Below are 23,539 nucleotides of genomic sequence, written 5' to 3' on the forward strand. Positions count from 1 at the left end.
TGCGAAGAAGATCAGGCTGTTGGAGACGCTCGGGGATTAAGACTTGGCCATTGCTGGCGCGGGGTGGGATTTTGCAGGGACGGTGGCGGCAGGCTTTGCACCGCTTCAAACCGCGTCACGTACAGCTGCTGCACGTGCCCCGGCAACGCCACCAACGGCGCCGAGCCCGAGCAACACCAGCAATGCTGCATGGCGGAGTGATCGTCCGGCGGTGTTGGAATCTCCAGCTTGCCCAAGGCAATCGTCTTCAGGCTGGCGCCATTGGACGAGCAGAAACTGCCCCACATCAGACGCTTGACCGGATCATCGGTCTGCTGCATCGCACTGGCCAACGGCATGGCAAACGCATTGAACAGCACTGCAAGGCAGGCGATCCAGGCAATTGCAAAGCGTTGACGGGCCATGGCGGATAATCCGTAGGGTTAAACGATCAGGCGGGTATTTAGCCTGATCGGGGGGGATAAGTAAAAAGGGCGGGTGTGGTTTGGTGTCGCAGTGGTTCAGACGGCCGTGGCGTGGAGCTTGAGGCCCAGAGCCTTCATGACTTTCATGATAGTCGCGAATTCGGGATTGCCCGTGCTGGAGAGGGCTTTGTACAGACTTTCTCGTCCGAGGCCGGCGTCGCGGGCTATTTGGGTCATGCCTTGGGCGCGCGCGATATTGTTAAGCGCTGAGCGAATCAGCAATCCGTCACCGGCGTCCTCCTCGAAAGAAGCTTCGAGATACTCCGCCATGTCCTCTGGGGTCGTCAGATGCTCGGCTATATCGAAATCTTTAAATTGAGTCATGGGTCACTCCTTTTTCTCAAATTCATCGGCAATTTCTTTAGCGCGCTCGATGTCACGTTTTTGCGTTGATTTATCGCCACCCATCAACAAAAGGTAAACCACCTCACCTACACGCTTGAAGTACACCCGGTATCCAGGGCCATAGTGGATACGCATTTCGGATACGCCATTTCCGACGTTTTCGCAGTCGCCAAAATTGCCCATTCTTGCGTTATCCAATCTTGTCAGAACGCGTCCATGGGCCGGTTTACTGCGTAGCGAATAAAGCCATTCCTGAAACTCATCAGATCTCTTGAAGTGAATCATCTCGGATCGTATTCCTTGGGATACATATTGGCAAGTTGCGACGCGCTTCAAAAACAGTGCATCTCCATCGCGGGCGCCGGAGCAAAACCGCGAGAGGGGAGGTTATGGCGGGGGCTTTTGGCTGAGCCAGCCAGCTTGTTCGGAGGTATTTGTAGGGGGATTCGGCTTTCGGTGGGGAACCCTGATAGGACTGGTTATTTCTTGTCACGCTTGATCGTTCCCGCGCTCCGCGTGGGAATGCCGCGTTGGGCACTCTGCGTCTGCTTTTTCAAAACATCAAAACGCGTGAACGTTGTCTTTTTTTCAGCAAGGTAAAGGGCTTTTCCTAGCCAATGGTTTAATCGTGCTGCAACGTCGGGCTCATCCGGTTTCAGCGCGTCGGCTTCAAGGCGTAGTGCGTGTGCAAACTCTTTAGAGAACAGCGATTGCCTGTAGCAACGCTGGCACTGCCGTAAACTCTCGATGCACCGCAGCCAACACCGGCCGCTTCAACACCAACACCGGCACCCCCCGTTCCCGCGCCACTTCCAGCTTCGGCTCGGTGGCGGTGCTGCCGCTGTTCTTGCTGATCAGCACATCAATCCGCCGTTCTTCGAACAACGCCCGCTCGTCCTCGATGAGGAACGGCCCGCGTGCGCCAATCACTTCACAGCGCTCATTGCTCGGATACACATCCAGCGCGCGCAAGGTCCAGAACTGCTCGGCGGGGATTTCGTCGAGGTGCTGCAAGGGTTCGCGACCCAAGGTGAACAGAGGGCGCTTGAAGGGTTTGAGCGCTTCGACCAGTTCGGCCCAGTCGGCGACCTCTCGCCAGTCATCCCCCGGCTGCGGCTGCCACGCCGGGCGTCGCAACGCCCAGCAAGGTATGCCGCATGCCCTTGCAGCCTCGGCCGCGTTGCGGCTGATCTGCGCCGCATACGGGTGCGTGGCATCAAGGATCAGGCTGATGCGTTCGGCACGTACAAACTGCGCCAGGCCTTCACTACCGCCGTAGCCGCCGACCCGCACCTGGCAGGTGAGGTCGGCGGGTACGCGGCCCACGCCGGCCAGGCTATAGACGTGTTCCGGCCCCAAGGTGCGGGCGATGGCCAACGCTTCCGTGACGCCGCCCAGTAAAAGAATCCTTTTCATAACGGTTTGATCACTTCCAGCAACGTGATCGGCAGCGCCTGGCGCCAGGTATCGAACTCGCCCAAGGGCTGCGCCTGGGCCACATGGATGCGGGTCAGTTCACCGCCATGCTCGGCGCGCCAGTTCATCAAGGTCATTTCGCTTTGCAGGGTCACGGCATTGGCCACCAGCCGCCCGCCGGGGCGCAGGTGTTGCCAGCAGGTATCGAGTACGCCTTCACGGGTGACGCCGCCACCGATGAAGATGGCGTCCGGGGTTTCAAGACCGTTTAACGCGTCCGGGGCCTTGCCACGAATCAATTGCAGGCCGGGCACGCCGAGGGCGTCGCGGTTGTGTTCGATCAGGCTTTGGCGGCCTGCGTCGGCTTCAATCGCCAAGGCGCGGCAGCTGGGGTGGGCGCGCATCCATTCGATGCCGATGGAGCCGCTGCCCGCGCCCACATCCCAGAGCAGTTCGCCGGGCATCGGTGCGAGACGGGCGAGGGTCATGGCGCGCACATCGCGCTTGGTCAGTTGGCCGTCGTGTTTGAAGGCCGAGTCGGGCAGGCCGGCGAGGCGCGACAGACGTAGTGTGTTGGCATCCGCCAGGCAGTCGATAGCGACCAGGTTCAAATCGACCACCGAAGCGTGTCCCCACGACTGCGCCAACCCGTCGATACGCCGTTCGTGTTCGCCACCCAGGTGTTCAAACACGCTCAATCGGCTGGGTCCAAACCCGGACTCGACCAATAGCGATGCAATCGAAGCCGGGCTGCTGCCGTCATTGCTCAATATCAACAAGCGCATACCACTGGCCAGGTGCGCATTCAGCGCCGCTACCGGCCGGGCCACCACGGATAACGACACCACCTCCTGCAACGGCCAGCCCAAGCGCGCCGCCGCCAAAGAGACGGAGGACGGCGCCGGCAGGATCAACAGTTCTTGCGCCGCCACCTGCCGCGCCAGGCTGGCGCCCACGCCATAGAACATCGGGTCGCCGCTGGCCAGCACGCACATAGGCTCGCCGCGCCGCGACAGCACCGGTTCCAGGGAAAACGGGCTCGGCCACAGTTGGCGCTCGCCACGGATACACGCCGGCAACAGGTCCAATTGACGCTGCCCGCCTATAATCCGCGAGGCACGCAACAGGGCATGCCGGGCATTCCTGCCCAGGCCCTTGAAGCCGTCTTCACCAATGCCTACAACCGTCAGCCAGGGCGACATATCAATTCCTTGAACGACATCCGACGGGCAGGCTTTTCATGCCGCCGGACAAAGCAGGCATAATACCGCGCCTTTACCCGTCAACCGGTAGCCCCGTGAACCCAACGCCCGCTGTGAATACCTTGCGCCCCTCGGCTTGTCCGGGGTTGCTGCGTATTGTCCAGGCGTTGGATGGCGGCATTTGCCGGATCAAATTGGCCGGTGGTTCGATCAGTGCCGCCCAGGCCCATGCCGTGGCGGACGCAGCCCAGGCCTATGCGGGCGGAGTGATCGAGGCGACCAACCGCGCCAACCTGCAGATCCGCGGCATCGGCGCCGAGCAGCAGGCCCTGATCGCCATGCTGCTGGCGGCCGACCTCGGGCCGAGCAACGCCGCGGGTGACGACGTGCGCAACCTGATGCTCAGTCCCAGCGCCGGTATCGACCCGCTGATGCTGTTCGATACCCGCCCGCTGGCCGCGCAGATCCTCGCCACCTTGCAAACCCATCCGCGCTTTCATCAGCTGTCGGCCAAGTTCGCCGTACAGCTCGATGGTGGCGAAGCCCTGGCGATGCTTGAGCATCACCATGACCTGTGGCTTTCGGCGTTCGTGCGCAACGGCCAGACGCTGTTGGCATTTGGCCTGGCTGGCTGCCCGGGGCTGGATGCGCCCGTGGCGGCGGTGCCGTTGGACCAGGGCCATGCCTTGGTGGTGGCGGTGCTGGAAGCCTTTCTCGACCTGGCGACGCCCGAGCAAACGCGCATGCGCCATCTGGCTGTGGATAACGTAGTGAGCCGCCTGGGCCTGCCGCTGCTGCCGGCGGAGGGCTTCCAGCGCCCGGCCAGTGGCGCGCTGCTGCACCTGGGAAGTTATCCACAGGCGCAGAAAAACCAGTTCTACGTCGCGGCCGTCGCGCCATTGGGCCGCCTGGATCCGCTGATGCTCAAGGGCGTCGCGCAGCTGGCCAGCGAGTGCGGCGACGGGACGTTGCGTTTCACGCCCTGGCAAGGCGTGCTGCTACCCAATATCGAACGCCCTGTCGCGGTGACCGAACGCTTGGCGCAGTTGGGCTTTCTCTGCTCTATCGACCAACCCCTGGCACGCATGATCGCCTGTACCGGTTCCAGCGGCTGCGGCAAAGGCCTGGCCGATACCAAGGTCGATGCGGTGCAATTGGCGGCCCTGCAACCCGGCGTCGAGGTGCATCTGTCCGGCTGCCCGCGCTCCTGCGCCGCGGCGCACACCGCATCGGTCACCTTGCTGGCGGTGAACCCCGGCCACTACGACCTCTATTTTCGCGACGCAGCCCAACCCGGTTTCGGCCGGCTGCACGCGCGCACTCTTTCCATTGAAGCGGCGGGCGCCTTGCTGCGCGCTCGCCCACGGAGCAACACCGATGATTGATTACATCCGCGACGGTCAGGAGATCTATCGCAACTCCTTCGCCATTATTCGCGCGGAAGCCAAGTTGGAGCGCATTCCGGCTGACTTGGAAAAACTCGCGGTGCGGGTGATTCATGCGTGCGGCATGGTCGAGGCTATCGATGGCCTGCAATTCTCCGCAGGCGCAGGCAAGGCCGGGCGCGATGCCTTGGCCGCTGGCGCACCGATTCTGTGTGATGCGCGGATGGTGTCCGAAGGCGTGACCCGTGCGCGCCTGCCGGCCAATAACGAGGTGATCTGCACCCTGCGTGACGATAGCGTGCCAGAGCTGGCACGCACACTGGGCAACACCCGCTCCGCCGCCGCCCTGGAACTGTGGCGACCGCACCTGGAAGGCAGTGTGGTGGTGATCGGCAACGCGCCGACCGCGTTGTTCTATCTGCTGGAAATGCTGGATGCCGGCGCGCCGAAACCGGCATTGATCCTGGGTTTTCCCGTGGGCTTCGTCGGTGCCGCCGAATCCAAGGCGATGCTGGCGGCAGATAGCCGTGGCGTCCCGTTCGTGATTATGCAGGGGCGCTTGGGCGGCAGTGCCATGGCTGCCGCGGCAGTCAATGCGCTCGCCACGGAGGTCGAATAATGCAGGCACGCGGACGTTTGATCGGCCTGGGGGTAGGCCCCGGCGACCCGGAACTGATTACCCTCAAGGCCCTGCGCCTGCTGCGTGAATCGCCAGTGGTGGCGTACTTCGTGGCCAAGGGTAAGAAGGGCAACGCCTTCGGTATCATCGAGGACCACTTGGTCACGCAGCAAACCCTGATGCCGCTGGTGTACCCGGTGACCACCGAAGTGCTGCCGGCGCCGTTGTCCTATGAACAGGTGATCAGCGACTTCTACGACAACGCCAGTCTCGACGTGGCGGCGCACCTGGATGCAGGGCGGGATGTTGCGGTGATCTGCGAAGGTGACCCGTTCTTCTACGGCTCCTACATGTACCTGCATGATCGCCTCGCCGAACGCTACGAAGCCCAGGTGATTCCGGGCGTGTGTTCGATGCTCGGGGGCGCCTCGGTACTCGGCGCGCCGCTGGTGTATCGCAACCAGAGTTTATCGGTGCTCTCGGGCGTATTGCCCCATGACGACCTCAAGCGCCGCCTGGCGGATGCCGACGCTGCGGTGATCATGAAACTGGGGCGCAACTTCCCGAAGGTGCGCCAGGTGTTGGAAGAACTGGGCCTGGCCGGGCGTGCGCTGTATGTGGAGCGCGCCACCATGGCCAACCAGAAGATCGTGCCGCTGGATCAGGTCGATCCGGCGTCCTCGCCGTATTTCTCGCTGATCATCGTGCCCGGTGAAAGGTGGCAAGGTTGATGACTCCGGCGATTGTGATCCTGGGCCAAGGCAGCCTGGCGACGGCGCGCAAGATCCAGCAGGTATTTCCCGGCGCATCGATCCACGGCCTGGCCACACGGGTCGAGGGTGCTGACCAGAGCTACAGCGAGTTCGGCGCGACGTTGCGCCAGCTCTACCAACTGGGCACGCCGCTGATTGCGTTGTGCGCCGCCGGTATTGTGATCCGCACCCTGGCACCGTTGTTGCTGGAAAAGGGCGAGGAACCCGCCGTGCTGGCCGTGGCTGAAGACGGCAGCGCCGTGGTACCGCTGCTCGGTGGCCTGGGCGGCGTGAACGTGATGGCGCGGGATATCGCTGCGGCACTGGGTGTATCCGCTGCAATCACTACCAGTGGTGAGCTGCGTTTCGGCACCTGCCTGCTCAACCCGCCGGCGGGTTATCAGTTGGCTGACATTGAGTTGGGCAAGCGTTTTGTCTCGGACCTGCTGGCCGGCGAAAGCGTACGTATTGAAGGCGCGGCGCCGTGGCTGGATCAGGCCAACCTGCCACAGGACCGTCAGGCGCGCCTGGCGATTCATGTGGGCAATGCCGAGCGCATCCCGGCGGCCAATGAGCTGCTGATTTATCCGCGCAATGTCTACGTGACCTGCAAGCCCGGCGGGCAGTTGGCCGAGCGTGTGCGCACGGCGTTGCATGAAGCGGGGATCGCCGTGCAAGCCCTGGCCTGCCTGTTGGCCAGTGACCTGCAGATGGCCGATGCCTCATTGCATGAGGCCGCGTTGGCGTTGGGTGTGCCGCTGCGCTTTGCCCAGGTGATGCCCGTTGCGGATATCAGCATCACCGTGGCCGAACAGCCCCTGGATCTGTCACAGGTGGGGCGCCCCCGTGGCCGTCTCGCCGTGATCGGCCTGGGCCCGGGCGCCGCCGAACTGATGGTGCCGGCGGTCAAGGCCGAACTGGCGCGTTGCACTGACGTGCTGGGTTACGAAACCTACGTGCGCATGGCCGGGCCGTTCCGTGATAATCAAGTGCAACATTGCACCGACAACCGCGAAGAAATGCAGCGCGCACGCCACGCTTTCGAGCTGGCCGCGCAGGGGCGTTCAGTGGTGGTGGTGTCGTCCGGCGACCCGGGCGTGTTCGCCATGGCCGCCGCGGTGATCGAGGCGCTGCACGAGTCCAGCGACCCGGCCTGGCATCAGGTCGACCTGGAGATCCTGCCGGGGGTTTCCGCCTCCCTGGCCACCGCCGCCCAGGCCGGCGCACCGCTGGGCCATGACTTCTGCGTGATGTCGCTGTCGGACAACCTCAAGCCCTGGTCGATCATCGAAAAGCGCCTGGACCTCGCCTCCCAGGCCGACCTGGCCTTGGCGTTCTACAATCCGATCTCGCGCTCGCGGCCCTGGCAACTGGGACGTGCCCTGGAGATCGTCGCGTTGCACCGCAAGCCTGAAACGCCAGTGGTGCTGGGCCGCGACATCGGACGCCCGGGCCAGACGCTGCGCGTCACCACATTGGGGCAACTGACGCCCGAGCAGGTGGACATGCGCACCATGGTGCTGGTCGGCTCGTCCACTACCTGCACATTCCCGCGTGCCGGTGGCGGTGAGTGGGTGTACACACCGCGTTGGTACGGCGAAAAACCCGTCAGCTGAAACGCTCCATTGGCTGCCGGAAAGCTCCGAATGACCCAGGGATTTACCTGGTGTTGGCCGGGGCTTTTTCTTTTTTATGCGACGAAAACCGCAAGTACCTTGCCCGCGCCCTGTCATTGCTGGGCGAAGTTTTCTGGTGGTAGCCGCCAAGCAATGTTTGTCCCATGGAAAACCCTCCCTGCACTGGACTAGGGTGCAAGTAAGCCCCATGTGGGGTGCTTGTGGAGAACTGGAAATGGAGCGACGTCACAGAAGGATCAACAGTAAAAAAAGGCGCAAATTGATTGCCGCCTACAAGTTGCCGGGAGCCCCTGGCAAGCAGACCGCTTCAGCGCTGGATCGCGACGATGGTTGCAATGCGGCGGTAGTCAACAACAGTGTGATTTCGTTTGCCGAGGGGCTGTCTGCGCTGAACCGTGAGTACATCCGCAAAAGCTACCTGCTGGCCAGCAGTTATGTGAGCGATGTGCTGAAAGTGCAACGGGGTACCGAAGCTTGGTACGACGAATTTATCAAGGTCATGGTCAGCCTGGGGTGGCTGCCGGTGCGCAGCCGCTTTGAGCGGGTCTCGCGTTCGGGCAAGGGCCTGACGGTGCAACTGGCGGCCCTGAATATCATCGCTGCGATGCTGGCGTCGACGTCGCTGTCGGGGCCATTGGTCAGCGCCTTGCCGAAGTTGGCTGCGGATGCACTGGAAGCGTTGAAGCAGCGGCCGGCATGTTTCGACCTGTTCAAGCGCAATAGCACGGTGCAGCAGGGCGGCGATTTCGGCCTGGCTTCCTGCGCCGAAAACGACGGTGAATTGATGATGGTGCTGATGACCTACAGCACCCACGGCGTGGACAAACACCTGGGCATGCCCTTCCTGGAATGGGACAGCTCTTCGTTCGAGGCTTTCAGCGGGCAGACCTGCCTGGTGCTGAATACTTCGGTGGTCAATGAAAAAACCATTCAGCTGATGCGTGAAAGCGCCGGCGACAAAGTGCAGCTGGCCATTGCCAAGTACCGGATCTAAGGCACCAGGTAGCCGCGTACACCGGTAAAGATGATTTGCGCGGCCAGGGCGCAGACGAACAAGCCCATCAAGCGGCTGACAATCTGCAAGCCCTGGTCGCCGAGAATGCGTTCGATACGGTTGGACAGGTACAGCACCACGCCCACCGTGAGGCTGGCCAGGGCAATGCTGAAAATGGCGGTGAGTTTGTCATCCCAGTGCGGTTGGCTGACGCCCATCACCAGCAATGCGCCGATGGTACCGGGGCCGACGGTGAGTGGGATGGTCAGCGGCACGATGGTCACATCCTGCTGCACGTTGTCGGTCTGCACCGCCGACTTGCCTTGGGCCATGCCCAGGGCGGAAATGAACAACACACTGCCGGCGCCGATACGGAACGCATCAACAGTTATGCCGAACACGCTGAAGATCACCCGGCCGAACAGGTAGAGCAGTACGCTCGATACCAGGGTCGCCAGGGCCACCTTCCAGGCCAGGCGCCGGCGTTCCTTGCTGGAGTAACCGCGGGTCAGGCTGATAAAGCAGGACAGCACGAAGAACGGGCTGTAGAGCACCAGCATCTTCAGGTAAACGCTGAATAACACATGGAGCATGGGGGTGGCTCGCGGGCGGTGGAAGTGTGGAGGAGTCTATCCGACAGAGATCAAATGTGGGAGCTGGCTTGCCTGCAATAGCGGTGGGTCAGTTAACACATCAGTGACTGATCCATCGCCATCGCAGGCAAGCCAGCTCCCACAGGGGGTAGTATTTCAAATCAGGAAATGCTGTGCTCAGGGCGCTGTTGGCGCTGCGCTACCCAATAGTCCACCAGCTCACGCAACTGCGACAACTCCACCGGTTTGGCCATATGCCCGTCCATGCCGGCCTGGCGTGCGCGTTCCTTGTGTTCCGAGAGGATATGCGCGGTGAGCGCCACCACTGGCGTACGTACGCGTTGGTGGCTGACTTCCCACGCGCGCAGTTGCTGCGTGGCAGAGAAACCATCGAGGATCGGCATCTCACAGTCCATCAACACCAGGTCATAACGCCGGGCTTTCATCGCTTCGAGCGCTTCTTCGCCATTGCTGGCGGTGTCCGGGTTGAGGTTGAGCTTGCCGAGCATGCCGCGTATCACTTTGGTGGAGATGCTGTTGTCTTCGGCCACCAGGATGCGGAAATCGCTGGGCACGCTCACGGCTGCCGGTGCGCTGGGGGCCGGGCGTGGAAAGGCCGCGCCTTTGCTGCGCTGGGTCAGTTCGTCGGCCAGGGTGGTCTTGAGGGTATAACCGGCCACCGGCTTGGCGAGGATGCGCTTGATCCCGCAATTACGCGCGATGATCTTGCTCGGCGCGTTACTGATGCCGGTGAGCATGATCAGCAGGATGTCATGGTTCAGGCTCGGGTCTTCCTTGATCTTCGCCGCCAGTTGCATGCCGGTCATGCCGGGCATGTTCTGGTCGAGCAGCACCACGTCGAAGTAGTCACGCAGGTGCGCCTTGGTGCGCAGCAGGGCCAGGGCCTCCTTGCCGGAAGGCACGGCGCTGACGTTCAGGCCCCAGGCGGTACATTGCTGCACCAGCACTTTGCGGCAGGTGTCGTTGTCGTCCACCACCAGCACGCGTGCGTCCTTGAGTGGGCCGTCGAGGTCGGAGGTCGGGTGTTCCAGGCGTTCCGGGTCCAGGGGCAGGGTCAGCCACAATGTGCTGCCCTGGTGACTGCCGCTCTTGATACCGAACTCGCCGTTCATCAACAGGATCAGTTGGCGAGCGATCACCAGGCCCAGGTGGCCGCTCAAGCGCGTCGCCGAAAGGAAGTTCTTGCTGTGCAGTTCACTGTGCAGCAGGGCGTCGCGCTCGGCGGCTTCCATGGGCAGGCCGCTGTCCTGCACGGCAATGCGTAGGCGTGGCTTGGTGCTGCGCTCGTCCAGGGCCACGACGATCAGTACTTCGCCTTCATCGGTCTTGTGCAGGGCGTTTTCCAGCAGGCTCAACAACGCCTGGCGCAGGCGCGTCGGGTCACCGCTGATCACCCGCGGCACCTGGGGCTGGATAAAGCTGATCAGCTCGACATTCTGCTGCTCGGCCTTGGCGCGGAAGATACTCAGGCAGTCTTCGATCAACGCATTGAGGTCGAATTGCACATCATCCAGTTCGATCTGGCCGGACTCGAGCTTGGAGATATCCAGGATCTCGTTGATCAGGGTGAGCAATTCGTTACCGGCGCTGTGGATGGTCTGCACGTAGTCGCGTTGCTTGACCGACAACGGCGTGCCCAGCAGCAATTCGGTCATGCCCAGCACGCCGTTCATGGGCGTGCGGATCTCGTGGCTGATCTTCGCCAGGAACTCGGCCTTGGCGGCGATTTCGGCATTGCTGGCTGCCAGGTCGCGGCTGAGGCTGAAGCGGGTTTCGACAATCGCGCGTTGGCGCTCGCCAAGGGCCAGGCTCATTAGCAGGCCGCTGATGCAGATAAAGCTCAGCAGGGTGACGATCAAGCCTTGCGGCGCCACCAGTGTCAGGCCGAGCAGGGCGGGCAGGATGATCAGCGTGCCGATGTTGAACACCACCATCGCCGCCACGAACAGGCGCGCCGGGCGGTAGCCTTTCTGCCAGTGGTAGGCCGAGACAAACAGCATGCTCAGGCCGGCCAGCGCTACCAGGGCATAGGTGATGATGTTCAGTGGCAGGGTATTGACGAACAACAGCAGCAAGCCGCTTAGCACGACCAGCAGTATGTCGGCCATCAACAGTTTGTTCAGCGGGTGCGGGCCCAGGGGCATGAAGAAGCGGTAGGCAAACATCAAGCCGCAGGGGGCGGTCAGCAGCAGGGCAAGGTATGCGCCGGGGGTCTGGATTGCATGCCAGTTCGGCAGCCATGGCCCTACCAGGTTGAGGAGCAGCGCCAGGCTGAGCATCAACAGGAGTTCACAGGCGGCCAGCCACAGGCTGCTGCGCGAGCGATGGTAGGCGAAGCGCGTGAGGTTGTGCAGGATCAACATCAGCAGCACGCCGAACAGCAGGCCGTAGATCAGTGTCTGGTTCTGGTTGGCGGCGGCCAGTACGGCCGGTTCCAGGGTGATGTAGGGGCGCAACTCGTGTTCCGAGACCAGCCGCAGGTACACCTCAAGGGGGCGCGGGCTCTGGGGCATCGGCAGCATGAAGTCGCTGCTGGGCAGCGGGCGTTCAGCCTGGGGCTGGCGCGTGCCGGTGGTCTGCTGCTCTACCAGGGTGTCGCCGTCCAGCACATACAGGCTCAGGCTGGACAGGTCTGGCGCAAAGACCCGCAGCACTTGCTCGTGCTTGCCCGGTTGCAGCCTGAAGCGCACCCACAGCGCACCGTCGGGCTGCGCGGCAGTGATCCGATCCAGTTCGATGGGGCTGAATTGATTGGTGTAACGGGCAGAACGGATGTCGCTCAGTTGCAGGTCGGCCTGTTCGTCAAGCAATACTGCCCAACCACTGCCTTGCGCGGCGGCCTGGGCCGGAAGCAAGCAGAGCAGGGTCAGCAGAGTGACGGTGAAACCTATGGCGATCCTGAGCCAGCGCACGGCGAAATCCCTTCGTAGGTTGATTGCACGGGTTAACTATGCGCGGGGCGACATGTGTACGGCAAGGGCCAGAGGCCCTTACCTAACCGAACGGATAGCTACTTGAAGTGTAGCTGCTCAGCTGTTCTCACCACGTTCGCGGGCAATGGCGCGGTAGCCAATGTCAGTGCGGTAGAAGCAGCCTTTCCAGTCGATTTTCGCGGCCAGCTTGTACGCCTGCTGTTGCGCGGCATCGACACTGGCACCCATCGCGGTGGCGCACAACACTCTGCCACCTGCGGTTACAACTTTGCCGTCCTTGAGCGCGGTGCCTGCATGGAACACTTTGCCTTCCAATCCAGCCGCCGCGTCCAGGCCTTCGATCACATCGCCCTTGGCATAATCGGCAGGGTAGCCGCCGGCAGCCAGCACGATGCCGACGCTGGGACGTGGGTCCCATTGCGCTTCGACCTTGTCCAGCGCCTGGGCCAGTGCAGCTTCCACCAGCAGCACCAGGCTCGATTGCAGGCGCAGCATCACCGGTTGGGTTTCCGGATCGCCGAAGCGGCAGTTGAACTCGATGACTTTCGGGTTACCAGCTTTATCGATCATCAGGCCGGCGTAGAGGAAGCCGGTGTAGACGTTACCTTCGTCGGCCATGCCGCGCACGGTCGGCCAGATCACCAGGTCCATGACGCGTTGGTGCACTTGGCTGGTCACCACCGGCGCCGGGGAGTAAGCGCCCATGCCGCCGGTATTCGGGCCGCTGTCGCCATTACCGACGCGCTTGTGATCCTGGCTGGTGGCCATTGGCAGCACGTTCTTGCCATCGACCATCACGATAAAGCTGGCTTCTTCGCCGTCGAGGAACTCCTCGATGACCACACGGGAACCGGCGTCACCGAAGGCATTGCCGGCGAGCATGTCGCGCACGGCGTCTTCGGCTTCCTGCAGGGTCATGGCGACGATCACGCCTTTACCGGCAGCCAGGCCATCGGCCTTGATCACAATCGGCGCGCCTTTTTCACGCAGGTAAGCCAGGGCCGGCTCGATCTCGGTGAAGTTCTGGTAGTCGGCGGTGGGGATCTTGTGACGCGCCAGGAAGTCCTTGGTGAAGGCTTTCGAGCCTTCCAACTGGGCGGCACCGGCAGTGGGGCCGAAACAATCCAGGCCACGGCTGCGGAACAGGTCGACGACACCGGCCACCAATGGCACTTCCGGGCCGACGATGGTCAGGGCAACGTTCTTCTCGGCAAAGTCTGCCAGTTGCTCCAGGGCCAATACGTCGATGGCGACGTTTTCGCACTTGGCTTCGATGGCGGTGCCGGCGTTCCCGGGGGCGACGAAGACTTTCTGGACCCGTGGGTCCTGGGCAACTTTCCATGCCAGGGCGTGTTCACGGCCACCGCTGCCAATGATCAAAACATTCATTTCAAAAACCTCGGATGACGCAAATTCGGGGGGAGCACGGTTGGCTGTTTTCCTGTGGGAGCTGGCTTGCCTGCGATGGGGGCACCTCGGTGTGTCAGTTGCACCGAGGTGATGCTATCGCAGGCAAGCCAGCTCCCACATGAAGCCAGTGCCCGCTTGAGATCAAGTCAATCAGTGGCGGAAGTGACGCATGCCGGTGAAGACCATGGCGATACCGGCTTCATCAGCCGCTGCAATCACCTCGGCATCACGCATCGAGCCACCCGGTTGGATCACGGCGGTCACGCCAGCTTTTGCGGCATTGTCCAAACCATCGCGGAAGGGGAAGAACGCGTCGGAAGCCATGACCGAACCCACCACCTGCAAACCGGCGTGTTCAGCCTTGATCGCGGCGATACGCGCGGAGTTCACGCGGCTCATCTGACCGGCACCGACACCGATGGTCTGGCGGTTCTTGGCGTAGACGATGGCGTTGGACTTGACGTACTTGGCCACTTTCCAGGCGAAGATCAGGTCGTTGATCTCTTGCTCGGTCGGCGCGCGCTTGGTGACCACTTTCAGGTCCTGGCTGCCGATCATGCCGATGTCACGGCTCTGTACCAGCAGGCCGCCGTTGACGCGCTTGTAGTCCCAGGCAGCAGCGCGCTCGGCCGACCACTCGCCGCAGGCCAGCAGGCGCACATTGGCCTTGGCGGCGACGATGGCGCGGGCTTCTTCACTGACACTTGGGGCGATGATCACTTCGACGAACTGGCGCTCGACGATGGCCTTGGCGGTCTCGGCGTCCAGCTCGCGGTTGAAGGCGATGATGCCACCGAACGCAGATTCGGTGTCGGTGGCGTAGGCCAGTTCATACGCCTGGCGGATACCGCCCTCAGCGTCCGGGCTGACGGCGACGCCGCACGGGTTGGCATGCTTGACGATCACGCAGGCCGGCTTGACGAAACTCTTCACACATTCCAGCGCGGCGTCGGTGTCGGCCACGTTGTTGTAGGAAAGTTCTTTGCCTTGCAGCTGGGTTGCGGTGGCGATGCCCACTTCGGCAGGCTTGGCTTCCACGTAGAACGCCGCGCTCTGGTGCGGGTTTTCGCCGTAGCGCATTTCCTGGGCCTTGATGAACTGGCTGTTGAAGGTGCGCGGGAACTGGCTGCGATCTTCTGTGCTCAGGGTGTCAGCTGCCTGGTTAACGGTGCCCATGTAGTTGGCGATCATGCCGTCGTAGGCGGCGGTGTGTTCGAACGCCTTGAGCATCAGGTCGAAGCGCTGCGCGTAGGTCAGGCCACCGGCCTTCAGGCTTTGCAGGACTTGGGCGTAGTCGCCGGCGTTGACCACGATGGCCACGTCCTTGTGGTTCTTGGCGGCCGAGCGAACCATGGTCGGGCCTCCGATATCGATGTTTTCGATGGCGGTCGGCAGGTCGCAGCCTGGCTTGTTGATAGTGGCTTCGAACGGGTAGAGGTTGACGGCCACCAAGTCGATCGGCTTGATGCCGTGCTCGTTCATGATGGCATCGTCGATGCCGCGACGGCCGAGAATACCGCCGTGAATTTTCGGGTGCAGGGTCTTGACGCGACCGTCCATCATTTCTGCGAAACCGGTGTAGTCCGCCACTTCTACTGCGGCCACGCCGTTGTCCTGCAGCAGTTTGAAGGTCCCGCCCGTGGAGAGGATTTCCACGCCCAGGGCTTCCAGCTCCCGGGCAAATTCGAGGATCCCGGTCTTGTCGGAAACACTGATCAAGGCGCGGCGGATCGGCAGGCGGGTAGTCTGGTCGGTCATTTCAATTTCCATCAAAAGCAAAGGAGTCAGCAAAAAAGGCGACCGGTTTTACGCGGGCGCCTTTCTGGTTTGATTGAATGCTTACAGCAAATCGTACTGCTTGAGCTTTTTGCGCAAGGTGCCACGGTTGAGGCCCAGCAGCTCACTGGCTTTGGTCTGGTTGCCCTTGACGTAGTTCATCACGCTTTCGAGCAAGGGTGCCTCGACTTCGGAGAGCACCAGGTTGTACACGTCCGTGACGGAAGCGCCCTCAAGGTGGGCGAAATAATTGTGCAGCGCCTTCTCGACACTCCCGCGAAGGGTCTGGCCTTCTTCGCTCGGCGTATTGAGGTGCTGTTTCAAATTGACGTTGTCGCTCACGGGTGTTGTTCCACTCACTAAAGTCTCGGTCATCGTCGTCATGCGGCCACCCCTTGTCCATCCCCTGTTCCCAGGCTCTTGTCACGTTCGGCAAAGAACTCACGAACGGTGGCGACCTGTGCCTGCGTTTCATCCAAACGATTGAACTGGGCGCGGAACTCCTTGGCGCCCGGCAAGGTGGCGAGATACCAGCCGACATGCTTGCGAGCAATGCGTACCCCCATCACATCCCCATAGAAGGCGTGCAGGGCGGCCAGATGCTCTAGCAGAATATGTTCCACCTCGTTCAGTCCCGGTGCCGGCAATACTTCGCCGGTACGCAGGAAATGCTCGATCTCACGAAAAATCCACGGCCGCCCCTGGGCGGCCCGGCCAATCAACAAACCATCGGCGCCGGTCGCGTGCAGTACGCGTCGGGCTTTCTCGGCGGAGTCGATGTCGCCATTGGCAAAAACCGGCATCGACACGGCCTGCTTGATCGCGGCAATGGTGTCGTACTCGGCTTCACCGGTGTAAAGGTCGGCGCGGGTGCGGCCATGCACCGCCAGCGCTGTAATACCTGCCTGTTCAGCGATCTTCGCCACTGTCAGGCCATTCTTGTTGTCCCGGTCCCAACCGGTACGAATCTTCAGGGTCACCGGCACATCCACTGCGGCGACAACGGCCTGCAGGATCTCGGCGACCAACTGCTCATCCTTCAACAAGGCGGAACCGGCGGCCTTATTGCAGACCTTCTTGGCCGGGCAGCCCATGTTGATATCAATAATTTGCGCACCCAACTCGACATTGGCCCGGGCGGCCTCCGCCAGCATCTGCGCGTCACCCCCGGCGATCTGCACCGAGCGTGGCTCGGGATCTCCTTCGTGGATCATGCGCATCCGCGACTTGCGGGTGTTCCACAGACTCATGTCGCTGGTAACCATTTCAGAGACTACTAGACCCGCGCCCAAACGTTTGCACAGCTGACGAAAGGGCTGGTCGGTGACGCCCGCCATCGGGGCGAGGATCAAGCCGTTCTGCAATGTGTATGGGCCGATGCGTACCGCCGACATAGGACTTCCCTGTTGTGGGGCCGGATCATTAGAGTTCGAAAAAGGGTTGGCATGATACCCGCTCTCGATGACTGGTTAAAGGCTGAATTGGATAAAATCTGAACAGTTGCTTTTTTATTGCCATCGGTTTGGTCGATGGCGCAAAAGTCAATAATCCGCCGTCAAACCGCGACATGTGCGCCGGTTCACTCGGGCGAATGGAAGCTCAGGCTGTAGTTCACGGCCTTGTTACCTGGGTCAAGTATGTCCAGGGAGATGTGGATCGGCGTCTGCGAAGGCATTTCGCTGACACCGGCCAACTCACCGCTGAGGTATTCGGCAGGTTTGAAGCGACGACTGGCAATCAGGCTGCCGTTCAAGTCCGCAAAGCGTAGCTCCAGCAGTGGGAAGGGCTGGGAGAAGGTCGCACGGTTATAGATGATCGCATCCACCACCAGCGCCCCGGCGAACTCCGGATGGCTGCGTACCACCAGGTTGCTGCTCTTGATATGGGCAATATCGACCCGCGATGGCACGGTACAGCCCAGTTTCGGGCACAGTTCCTGGAACCACGGGCGGTAGGCGTCCTGGCGGGCCAGGTCGTCGAATTGGTAGGCGATGTACTGGCCTGCCAGGCCTGCGGCGGCGAGCACTACCAGCAATATCCAGATCAAGCGGCGGCCCCAGCCCGACGGACGTTTCTGCGCATACAAGTGCAGCGGATCGTCTTCCAGGTCCTGGAGCAGGTCGTCGTGTAAGGCGGCTTCTGGGCGCTGGCGTTTGCGGCGTGACTGTGGGCGCTCGTCGGATTCAGGCTCACCCCTCATGTCGGTGACAGGCGTCAGCGGCGGGTCAAGGTCGTCCTCGCCAGGGGAGGCATCCAGCAGCGGTTGGTCATCGAGGTCGGCGGCATGGGCCGACATGGACGGTTCTGTGCGCTGTTTGGACGCAGGTGCCCTGGTCGGCTCTGACAGGTCTTCAGGTACCTGGGCACGCTCCTCGGGTGGTTCGCTGAACAAGCTGGCGGCCCATTTTTCTTCTTCGGCCTTGACCGTGTCGCGGCTGGCACTGAAGGACTCTTCCTTTTGCCGACGCTCGGCGCCTGGTTGGCGTTGTTCCGCACCCAATGCCTGGGTGTGCTGGATATCACGACGCTCCAGCTTGGCCAGTTCCTGGTCAAGATCCAGGTTATCCAGGTCCAGCGCTTGGGCCGTCCATTGTTTCTGGCTGATTGCCCGCGGTGGCTCGGGTGTCGCTTCGACAGTCGATCTATCGGCTGGCTCGTCGCCAGCCGGCAGCTCCGGTTGCGGTGCAGGCGCATGGGCGCGTTGCTCCAGCAACTGGCGAGCGGCGTTGAACACTTGCAGGCACGAGCCGCAGCGCACCACGCCACGGGCCACGCTCAACTGGGCATGGTTGACGCGGAAACGGGCTTGGCAGTGCGGGCACTGGGTGACGAAGCTGTCGGTCATGCGGTCATCCGATTCAGGCAAGCGCTCATTCTAGCGCCGACGACCACTGATGCGTACCCAGCCATCACGGTTGGCGATCGGGTCCAGTTCGAAGTCCTGGGCGTAGGCTGCGGCGACGTCTTCACCTTGTTCGGCGAGGATACCCGACAGCGCCAGGCGGCCGCCGGGCTTGACCAGACTCGACAGTTGCGGCGCCAGGGCAACCAATGGCCCGGCGAGGATATTGGCAACCAGCACATCGGCCTGTACCTGCGGCAGATCCTCCGGCAGGTAGAGTGGGAATTTGCCTTCGGGAATGTGGTTGCGCCCGGCGTTGTCGCGGGAGGCTTCCAGGGCCTGCACATCGATGTCGGTGCCCACGGCCTCCTTGGCGCCCAGCAGCAGGGCGGCAATCGCCAGGATGCCCGAGCCACAGCCGAAATCCAGCACGTTGCAGTCGGTCAAATCCTGGCCGTCCAGCCATTCCAGGCACAGGGCGGTGGTGGGGTGGGTGCCGGTGCCGAACGCCAGGCCCGGATCCAGCAGCAGGTTGACCGCCTCGGGTTCAGGAGCGGCATGCCAGCTCGGTACGATCCACAGGCGCTGGCCAAAACGCATGGGCTGGAAATTATCCATCCAGCTGCGCTCCCAGTCCTGGTCTTCGATCACTTCGCTGTGATGCTCGGGCAGCGGCGCGCCGGTGAGCAGCTCCATATGGGCCAGGACGCTGGCGGCCTCGGTGCCGTCTTCGAACAGGGCCAGCAAATGGGTGTGGGACCACAGCGGCGTGGTGTTGAGTTCAGGTTCGAAGATCGGCTGGTCTTCGGCGTCCATGAAGGTCACCGATACGGCGCCCACTTCGAGGAACGCGTCTTCGTAGGTTTCGGCTTGTTCTGGGCTGATGGCGAGACGGACTTGCAGCCAAGGCATGGCGGGCACCTTTGAAAAAATGAATGTGCAGCGAGTAGGCCGCGAAAGCGCGCAAGTTTACGCGAGAGCACAGCAGAAGACGACCTGCACAGATCAAATGTGGGAGGGGGCTTGCCCCCGATTGCAGTGGGTCAGTCTCAATATCTGTAACTGATCCACCGCTGTCGGGGGCAAGCCCCCTCCCACATTTGTACTGCGTATGGCCTGAAAGTTGGGGCCCACAAACAACAAAACCGCCCGAAGGCGGCTTTGTTGGGTGGAGCACTTACTGGTTGGCCAGCTTGTGTTCCAGGTAGTGAATGTTCACACCACCTTCGCAGAAGCCTTCATCGCGAACCAGGTCCCGGTGCAGCGGGATGTTGGTCTTGATGCCGTCGACCACGATTTCGTCCAGGGCGTTGCGCATGCGGGCCATGGCCTCGTCGCGGGTCGCGCCCCAGGTGATCAGCTTGCCAATCAGCGAGTCGTAGTTGGACGGAACCTTGTAGCCGCTGTACAGGTGCGAATCCACACGGACGCCGTTGCCGCCGGGCGCGTGGAAATGCTTGACCAGGCCAGGGCTTGGGATAAAGGTTTTCGGGTCTTCGGCGTTGATGCGGCACTCCAGGGAGTGGCCGTGCATCTTCACGTCGTCCTGGGTGAAGGACAGCACGTTACCGGCGGCGATGCTCAGCATCTCCTTGACGATGTCGATACCGGTGACCATCTCTGATACCGGGTGCTCTACCTGCACACGAGTGTTCATCTCGATGAAGTAGAAACGGCCGTTCTCGTAGAGGAACTCGAAGGTACCGGCGCCACGGTAGTTGATGTCGATGCACGCCTTGACGCAACGCGCCAGCACTTCCTGGCGGGCTTTCTCGTCCAGGCCCGGTGCCGGAGCTTCTTCCAATACCTTCTGGTGGCGACGTTGCAGCGAGCAATCGCGGTCGCCCAGGTGGATGGCGTGGCCCTGGCCGTCGGACAGTACCTGGACTTCCACGTGACGTGGGTTGGTCAGGTACTTTTCCAGGTAGACCATCGGGTTGCCGAACCAGGCGCCCGCTTCGGAGCGGGTCTGCTTGGCGGCTTCGATCAGGTCTTCTTCCTTGTGCACCACGCGCATGCCGCGACCACCACCGCCACCGGCGGCCTTGATGATCACCGGGTAACCGACTTCGCGACCAATGCGCAGGGCGGTTGCTTCGTCTTCCGGCAGCGGGCCGTCGGAGCCTGGAACGGTTGGTACGCCGGCAGCGATCATGGCGTCCTTGGCCGACACCTTGTCGCCCATCAGGCGAATGGTTTCGGCTTTCGGGCCGATGAAGGCAAACCCGGATTTTTCCACCTGTTCGGCGAAATCGGCGTTTTCCGCGAGGAAGCCATAGCCCGGGTGGATGCCATCGGCGCCGGTCACTTCGGCCGCGGCGATGATGTTCGAGACTTTCAGGTATGAGTTCGCGGCCAATGGCGGGCCGATGCAGATGCTTTCGTCCGCCAGTTTCACGTGCATCAATTCGGTATCGGCCGTCGAGTAAACAGCGACGGTCTTGATGCCCTCTTCCTTACAGGCGCGCAGGATACGCAGCGCGATCTCGCCGCGGTTGGCGATCAGGACTTTTTGCAGTTTCTTCGCAGGTTTCAACATCGAAGGTGCTCCGCGGTTCAAACGATGGTGAACAGCGGCTGGTCGTACTCAACCGGCTGACCGTTTTCCACCAGGATGGATTCGATGACGCCGGCTTTTTCGGCCGTGATGTGGTTCATCATCTTCATCGCTTCAACGATGCAGATGGTGTCGCCCACTTTCACGGTCTTGCCCACTTCAACGAAGGCTGGCGAGGTCGGTGCCGGGGTGCGGTAGAACGTACCGACCATGGGCGACTTGACCACGAAACCGTTCAGCGCAGGTGCGGCCGGAGCGACAGGTGCAGCAGCGGCGGGTGCGGCGGCAGCAGGGGCGGCAGCGGCTGGAGCCGGTGCTTGCATCTGTGGCGCGTAGAACTGTTGGGCCGGGGTCTTGCTGTGACGGCTGATCCGTACGGACTCTTCGCCTTCCTTGATTTCCAGCTCGTCGATACCGGATTCTTCCAGCAGTTCGATCAGTTTCTTAACTTTACGGATATCCATGAATCATCAACTCCCAAGGGTCGGTCAGGGGCGCTTGGCCTGTTCTTCAAGCTGTTCCAGGGCGGCCTCCAGGGCCAGTCGGTAACCGCTGGCGCCAAGGCCGCAGATCACTCCTACCGCTACGTCGGAGAAGTAAGAGTGATGGCGGAAAGGTTCGCGTTTGTGCACGTTGGACAAATGCACTTCGATGAATGGGATGCTCACCGCCAGCAACGCGTCACGTAATGCAACGCTTGTGTGTGTAAAAGCGGCGGGATTGATCAGAATAAAGTCCACACCTTCGCCACGCGCGGCATGGATACGATCAATCAATTCGTACTCGGCGTTGCTTTGCAGGTAGAGCAAATGGTGGCCGGCAACACGGGCCCGTTTTTCCAGGTCAAGGTTGATCTGGTCGAGGGTCACTGCCCCGTAGACGCCCGGTTCGCGGGTGCCGAGCAGGTTCAGGTTGGGTCCGTGAAGAACCAGTAAGGTCGCCATCGGCTGTTCCTTATTATGGGTGTGGGTGCAGCAGAACCCGGCGACTATGCCGCAAAGCCTTTATGACTGTCCAGTTCTATGCAGTAGGCGGCACGATTAGCGAGGATTGCGCAAAATTTGTGACTGGGGGCCGACATTTGGTCAGTGTGGGAGCTGGCTTGCCTGCGATGACGGTGTGTCAGTGGCGGATGAGTTGGCTGATCCACCGCTATCGCAGGCAAGCCAGCTCCCACATTTTGATTTTCACAGGGGCGGGAAATCGGGTTAGACGCGGAAGGCTTGTACGGCAGTAGTGAGTCGCCCGCCCAGGACCAGCAGGTGCTCGCCCTGGCTACGGCCCTGGCCAATACGCAGCAAGTTATCCTCGCCCAGTTGATGAATCCGCTCACTGTTATCGCGAATCTCACTCACGGCCTCACTCTGCTGCGCGGTCACATCGGCGATGCGCACCGCAGTCTCGGAAATCGTCTGGATCGCCCCGACGATTTCATCCAGCGCGCCGTCCGCCGCCTGGGCTTGCTGGGCGGTGGCTTCGGCGTGTTCGACCTGGGCACGCATGCCTTGCACCGATTGATGGGCGGCGGTTTGCAGGCCGGCGATCAGGCCCTGGATTTCGGCGGTGGCGCCGGCGGTGCGTTGGGCCAGCGAGCGGACCTCGTCGGCCACCACGGCGAAACCACGCCCGGCTTCACCGGCACGGGCGGCTTCGATGGCGGCGTTGAGAGCCAGCAGGTTGGTCTGGTCGGCAATCGAGCGAATCACTGTAAGCACACCGCCGATGGTGGCGGATTCTTCTGCGAGTTTCTCGATCATCTGCGCATTTTGCTGTACTTCACCCACCAGGGCGTGCAGCCCGGTCAGGCTCAGGCCGATCACCCGCTGGCCTTGCTCCACCGCCTGGCCGGCGCTGCGACTGGCGCCGGCGGCCTGGCTGGCATCACCGGCTACCTGCTGGATGGTGGCTTCCAGTTCGCCCAGGGAATCACGGATCTGCGCGGTGTCGCCGGCCTGGCGCTCGGCGCCGTCGTGCAGGCCGCTGCTCAGTTCGGCCAGGGCGCGGCTGCTGCCGGCGACTTCTTCGGCGTTGCCACGAATGGTGCCCACCAGGTCCACCAGGTAGGCGCGCAAACGGTTGAGGGAGGCTTCGATAGCGTGCAGTTCACGGTTGGTCCTGCCCAAGGCAATGGGCTGGCTGAAGTCGCCTTCGGCCCAGGTGGACAAGGCCGGTGCCAGGTTGGTCAGTACCCGAGCCAGGCGGCGTTGCAGGGTGTCGATCAGCAGGGCGATCAGCAGGATCAGGCCAATCATCACGCCTTGGATGACGCGGACTTCGCCCTGGATCCTGGCGTGTTGCGCGCGCACCACTGGCTCCAGGCCGGCGATGGCTTGCTGCACGCTGGCGATTTTCATCTGGGTGCCGGCGGCGAGGTCGGCGCGTTGCTGGATCTGCTCCCGGGTGCGCTTGAGTTCGGCGGGGTAACGGGTCAGCAGGCTATTGAGTTCGCGCTTGAGATCGACGCCAGTATCTTGGGCTTCGGTTTTTTCGGTGTTTTCCAGGCCCATCAGTGCAGAGAAATCGTCGGTGTTGGATTCGGCGCTGGCCTTTACCCCAAGCAACGGCAATTGCCCCAGCAGCTCAGCCTGGGTGC

Annotated in this window: 21 protein-coding genes and 1 pseudogene; 5 read left to right on the plus strand and 17 right to left on the minus strand. The window is 62.0% G+C overall.

What is annotated here, in order from left to right; genetic code table 11:
• Positions 1 to 11 precede the first annotated feature (11 nt).
• The 5 genes from TU73_RS02365 to TU73_RS02385 form a co-directional block, all read right to left on the minus strand.
• Complete coding sequence (locus tag TU73_RS02365) at positions 12 to 404, minus strand: DUF2946 domain-containing protein (protein ID WP_057010787.1); 393 nt, start codon at positions 402 to 404, stop codon at positions 12 to 14.
• A 96-nt stretch (positions 405 to 500) separates the two neighbouring features.
• A complete protein-coding gene (locus TU73_RS02370; RefSeq protein WP_032893775.1) occupies positions 501 to 788 on the minus strand; it encodes an addiction module antidote protein in 288 nt (95 codons plus the stop codon).
• A gap of 3 nt (positions 789 to 791) precedes the next feature.
• Positions 792 to 1,094 (minus strand): type II toxin-antitoxin system RelE/ParE family toxin, encoded by a 303-nt coding sequence (locus tag TU73_RS02375; protein WP_057010788.1) that lies wholly within the window; start codon positions 1,092 to 1,094, stop codon positions 792 to 794.
• A 411-nt stretch (positions 1,095 to 1,505) separates the two neighbouring features.
• Complete coding sequence (locus TU73_RS02380; protein ID WP_057010789.1) at positions 1,506 to 2,225, minus strand: cobalt-precorrin-6A reductase; 720 nt, start codon at positions 2,223 to 2,225, stop codon at positions 1,506 to 1,508.
• Positions 2,222 to 3,427 (minus strand): bifunctional cobalt-precorrin-7 (C(5))-methyltransferase/cobalt-precorrin-6B (C(15))-methyltransferase, encoded by a 1,206-nt coding sequence (locus TU73_RS02385; RefSeq protein WP_057010790.1) that lies wholly within the window; start codon positions 3,425 to 3,427, stop codon positions 2,222 to 2,224. Before TU73_RS02385 ends, TU73_RS02380 begins: the two co-directional genes overlap by 4 nt.
• Positions 3,428 to 3,465: 38 nt before the next feature.
• Here TU73_RS02385 and cobG point away from each other — a divergent pair, with 38 nt between their 5' ends.
• The 5 genes from cobG (at position 3,466) to TU73_RS02410 (ending at position 8,814) form a co-directional block, all read left to right on the plus strand.
• A complete protein-coding gene (cobG, locus tag TU73_RS02390; RefSeq protein WP_057010791.1) occupies positions 3,466 to 4,812 on the plus strand; it encodes a precorrin-3B synthase in 1,347 nt (448 codons plus the stop codon).
• The gene (locus tag TU73_RS02395; RefSeq protein WP_046070707.1) at positions 4,805 to 5,431 is read left to right on the plus strand and encodes a precorrin-8X methylmutase; all 627 of its coding nucleotides are present in this window, start codon (positions 4,805 to 4,807) and stop codon (positions 5,429 to 5,431) included. The genes cobG and TU73_RS02395 overlap by 8 nt, the downstream gene beginning before the upstream one ends.
• Positions 5,431 to 6,162: a precorrin-2 C(20)-methyltransferase gene (locus tag TU73_RS02400; protein ID WP_057010792.1), complete on the plus strand. Its 732-nt coding sequence runs from the start codon at positions 5,431 to 5,433 to the stop codon at positions 6,160 to 6,162. Before TU73_RS02395 ends, TU73_RS02400 begins: the two co-directional genes overlap by 1 nt.
• Positions 6,162 to 7,799, plus strand: a complete 1,638-nt coding sequence (gene cobJ, locus TU73_RS02405; protein ID WP_057010793.1) for a precorrin-3B C(17)-methyltransferase — start codon at positions 6,162 to 6,164, stop codon at positions 7,797 to 7,799. The genes TU73_RS02400 and cobJ overlap by 1 nt, the downstream gene beginning before the upstream one ends.
• Before the next feature lie 235 nt (positions 7,800 to 8,034).
• The gene (locus TU73_RS02410; RefSeq protein ID WP_057010794.1) at positions 8,035 to 8,814 is read left to right on the plus strand and encodes a hypothetical protein; all 780 of its coding nucleotides are present in this window, start codon (positions 8,035 to 8,037) and stop codon (positions 8,812 to 8,814) included.
• Here TU73_RS02410 and TU73_RS02415 read toward each other — a convergent pair.
• The 12 genes and pseudogenes from TU73_RS02415 to TU73_RS29565 form a co-directional block, all read right to left on the minus strand.
• Complete coding sequence (locus TU73_RS02415) at positions 8,811 to 9,407, minus strand: MarC family protein (RefSeq protein ID WP_057010795.1); 597 nt, start codon at positions 9,405 to 9,407, stop codon at positions 8,811 to 8,813. The two genes, TU73_RS02410 and TU73_RS02415, sit on opposite strands and share 4 nt — an antisense overlap.
• Positions 9,408 to 9,568: 161 nt before the next feature.
• Positions 9,569 to 12,340 carry a hybrid sensor histidine kinase/response regulator gene (locus TU73_RS02420; protein WP_057010796.1) on the minus strand — a complete coding sequence of 924 codons (2,772 nt, stop codon included), beginning with the start codon at positions 12,338 to 12,340 and terminating at the stop codon, positions 9,569 to 9,571.
• Between the two features lie 117 nt (positions 12,341 to 12,457).
• Positions 12,458 to 13,750, minus strand: a complete 1,293-nt coding sequence (gene purD, locus TU73_RS02425) for a phosphoribosylamine--glycine ligase (RefSeq protein WP_057010797.1) — start codon at positions 13,748 to 13,750, stop codon at positions 12,458 to 12,460.
• Positions 13,751 to 13,921: 171 nt separating this feature from the next.
• The gene (purH, locus tag TU73_RS02430) at positions 13,922 to 15,529 is read right to left on the minus strand and encodes a bifunctional phosphoribosylaminoimidazolecarboxamide formyltransferase/IMP cyclohydrolase (protein ID WP_057010798.1); all 1,608 of its coding nucleotides are present in this window, start codon (positions 15,527 to 15,529) and stop codon (positions 13,922 to 13,924) included.
• A gap of 81 nt (positions 15,530 to 15,610) precedes the next feature.
• Complete coding sequence (fis, locus tag TU73_RS02435; protein WP_043049474.1) at positions 15,611 to 15,931, minus strand: DNA-binding transcriptional regulator Fis; 321 nt, start codon at positions 15,929 to 15,931, stop codon at positions 15,611 to 15,613.
• Positions 15,928 to 16,941: a tRNA dihydrouridine synthase DusB gene (gene dusB, locus TU73_RS02440; protein WP_057010799.1), complete on the minus strand. Its 1,014-nt coding sequence runs from the start codon at positions 16,939 to 16,941 to the stop codon at positions 15,928 to 15,930. Before dusB ends, fis begins: the two co-directional genes overlap by 4 nt.
• 185 nt (positions 16,942 to 17,126) lie before the next feature.
• The gene (locus TU73_RS02445) at positions 17,127 to 18,392 is read right to left on the minus strand and encodes a DUF3426 domain-containing protein (protein ID WP_057010800.1); all 1,266 of its coding nucleotides are present in this window, start codon (positions 18,390 to 18,392) and stop codon (positions 17,127 to 17,129) included.
• Between the two features lie 30 nt (positions 18,393 to 18,422).
• Positions 18,423 to 19,301 (minus strand): 50S ribosomal protein L11 methyltransferase, encoded by an 879-nt coding sequence (gene prmA, locus TU73_RS02450; protein ID WP_057010801.1) that lies wholly within the window; start codon positions 19,299 to 19,301, stop codon positions 18,423 to 18,425.
• Between the two features lie 265 nt (positions 19,302 to 19,566).
• Positions 19,567 to 20,928: an acetyl-CoA carboxylase biotin carboxylase subunit gene (accC, locus tag TU73_RS02455; RefSeq protein ID WP_046070717.1), complete on the minus strand. Its 1,362-nt coding sequence runs from the start codon at positions 20,926 to 20,928 to the stop codon at positions 19,567 to 19,569.
• 17 nt (positions 20,929 to 20,945) lie between these two features.
• Positions 20,946 to 21,410 carry an acetyl-CoA carboxylase biotin carboxyl carrier protein gene (gene accB, locus TU73_RS02460; RefSeq protein WP_057010802.1) on the minus strand — a complete coding sequence of 155 codons (465 nt, stop codon included), beginning with the start codon at positions 21,408 to 21,410 and terminating at the stop codon, positions 20,946 to 20,948.
• Between the two features lie 24 nt (positions 21,411 to 21,434).
• Positions 21,435 to 21,890, minus strand: coding sequence for a type II 3-dehydroquinate dehydratase (gene aroQ / locus TU73_RS02465; RefSeq protein WP_057010803.1), 456 nt, complete (start codon positions 21,888 to 21,890; stop codon positions 21,435 to 21,437).
• 264 nt (positions 21,891 to 22,154) lie between these two features.
• Positions 22,155 to 22,670, minus strand: a pseudogene (locus TU73_RS29565) (methyl-accepting chemotaxis protein); the annotation flags it as partial.
• Positions 22,671 to 23,539 lie beyond the last annotated feature (869 nt).

It is taken from the genome of Pseudomonas libanensis, from assembly GCF_001439685.1.
Taxonomy (GTDB): Bacteria; Pseudomonadota; Gammaproteobacteria; order Pseudomonadales; family Pseudomonadaceae; genus Aquipseudomonas; species Aquipseudomonas libanensis.

Excerpts from the sequence above, each read along its gene's own strand:
- TU73_RS02365 (WP_057010787.1), bottom strand. The coding sequence starts at position 404 with ATGGCCCGTCAACGCTTTGCAATTGCCTGGATCGCCTGCCTTGCAGTG.
- TU73_RS02370 (WP_032893775.1), bottom strand. The coding sequence starts at position 788 with ATGACTCAATTTAAAGATTTCGATATAGCCGAGCATCTGACGACCCCA.
- TU73_RS02375 (WP_057010788.1), bottom strand. The coding sequence starts at position 1,094 with ATGATTCACTTCAAGAGATCTGATGAGTTTCAGGAATGGCTTTATTCG.
- TU73_RS02380 (WP_057010789.1), bottom strand. The coding sequence starts at position 2,225 with ATGAAAAGGATTCTTTTACTGGGCGGCGTCACGGAAGCGTTGGCCATC.
- TU73_RS02385 (WP_057010790.1), bottom strand. The coding sequence starts at position 3,427 with ATGTCGCCCTGGCTGACGGTTGTAGGCATTGGTGAAGACGGCTTCAAG.
- cobG (WP_057010791.1), top strand. The coding sequence starts at position 3,466 with ATGCCGCCGGACAAAGCAGGCATAATACCGCGCCTTTACCCGTCAACC.
- TU73_RS02395 (WP_046070707.1), top strand. The coding sequence starts at position 4,805 with ATGATTGATTACATCCGCGACGGTCAGGAGATCTATCGCAACTCCTTC.
- TU73_RS02400 (WP_057010792.1), top strand. The coding sequence starts at position 5,431 with ATGCAGGCACGCGGACGTTTGATCGGCCTGGGGGTAGGCCCCGGCGAC.
- cobJ (WP_057010793.1), top strand. The coding sequence starts at position 6,162 with ATGACTCCGGCGATTGTGATCCTGGGCCAAGGCAGCCTGGCGACGGCG.
- TU73_RS02410 (WP_057010794.1), top strand. The coding sequence starts at position 8,035 with ATGGAGCGACGTCACAGAAGGATCAACAGTAAAAAAAGGCGCAAATTG.
- TU73_RS02415 (WP_057010795.1), bottom strand. The coding sequence starts at position 9,407 with ATGCTCCATGTGTTATTCAGCGTTTACCTGAAGATGCTGGTGCTCTAC.
- purD (WP_057010797.1), bottom strand. The coding sequence starts at position 13,750 with ATGAATGTTTTGATCATTGGCAGCGGTGGCCGTGAACACGCCCTGGCA.
- purH (WP_057010798.1), bottom strand. The coding sequence starts at position 15,529 with ATGACCGACCAGACTACCCGCCTGCCGATCCGCCGCGCCTTGATCAGT.
- fis (WP_043049474.1), bottom strand. The coding sequence starts at position 15,931 with ATGACGACGATGACCGAGACTTTAGTGAGTGGAACAACACCCGTGAGC.
- dusB (WP_057010799.1), bottom strand. The coding sequence starts at position 16,941 with ATGTCGGCGGTACGCATCGGCCCATACACATTGCAGAACGGCTTGATC.
- TU73_RS02445 (WP_057010800.1), bottom strand. The coding sequence starts at position 18,392 with ATGACCGACAGCTTCGTCACCCAGTGCCCGCACTGCCAAGCCCGTTTC.
- prmA (WP_057010801.1), bottom strand. The coding sequence starts at position 19,301 with ATGCCTTGGCTGCAAGTCCGTCTCGCCATCAGCCCAGAACAAGCCGAA.
- accC (WP_046070717.1), bottom strand. The coding sequence starts at position 20,928 with ATGTTGAAACCTGCGAAGAAACTGCAAAAAGTCCTGATCGCCAACCGC.
- accB (WP_057010802.1), bottom strand. The coding sequence starts at position 21,410 with ATGGATATCCGTAAAGTTAAGAAACTGATCGAACTGCTGGAAGAATCC.
- aroQ (WP_057010803.1), bottom strand. The coding sequence starts at position 21,890 with ATGGCGACCTTACTGGTTCTTCACGGACCCAACCTGAACCTGCTCGGC.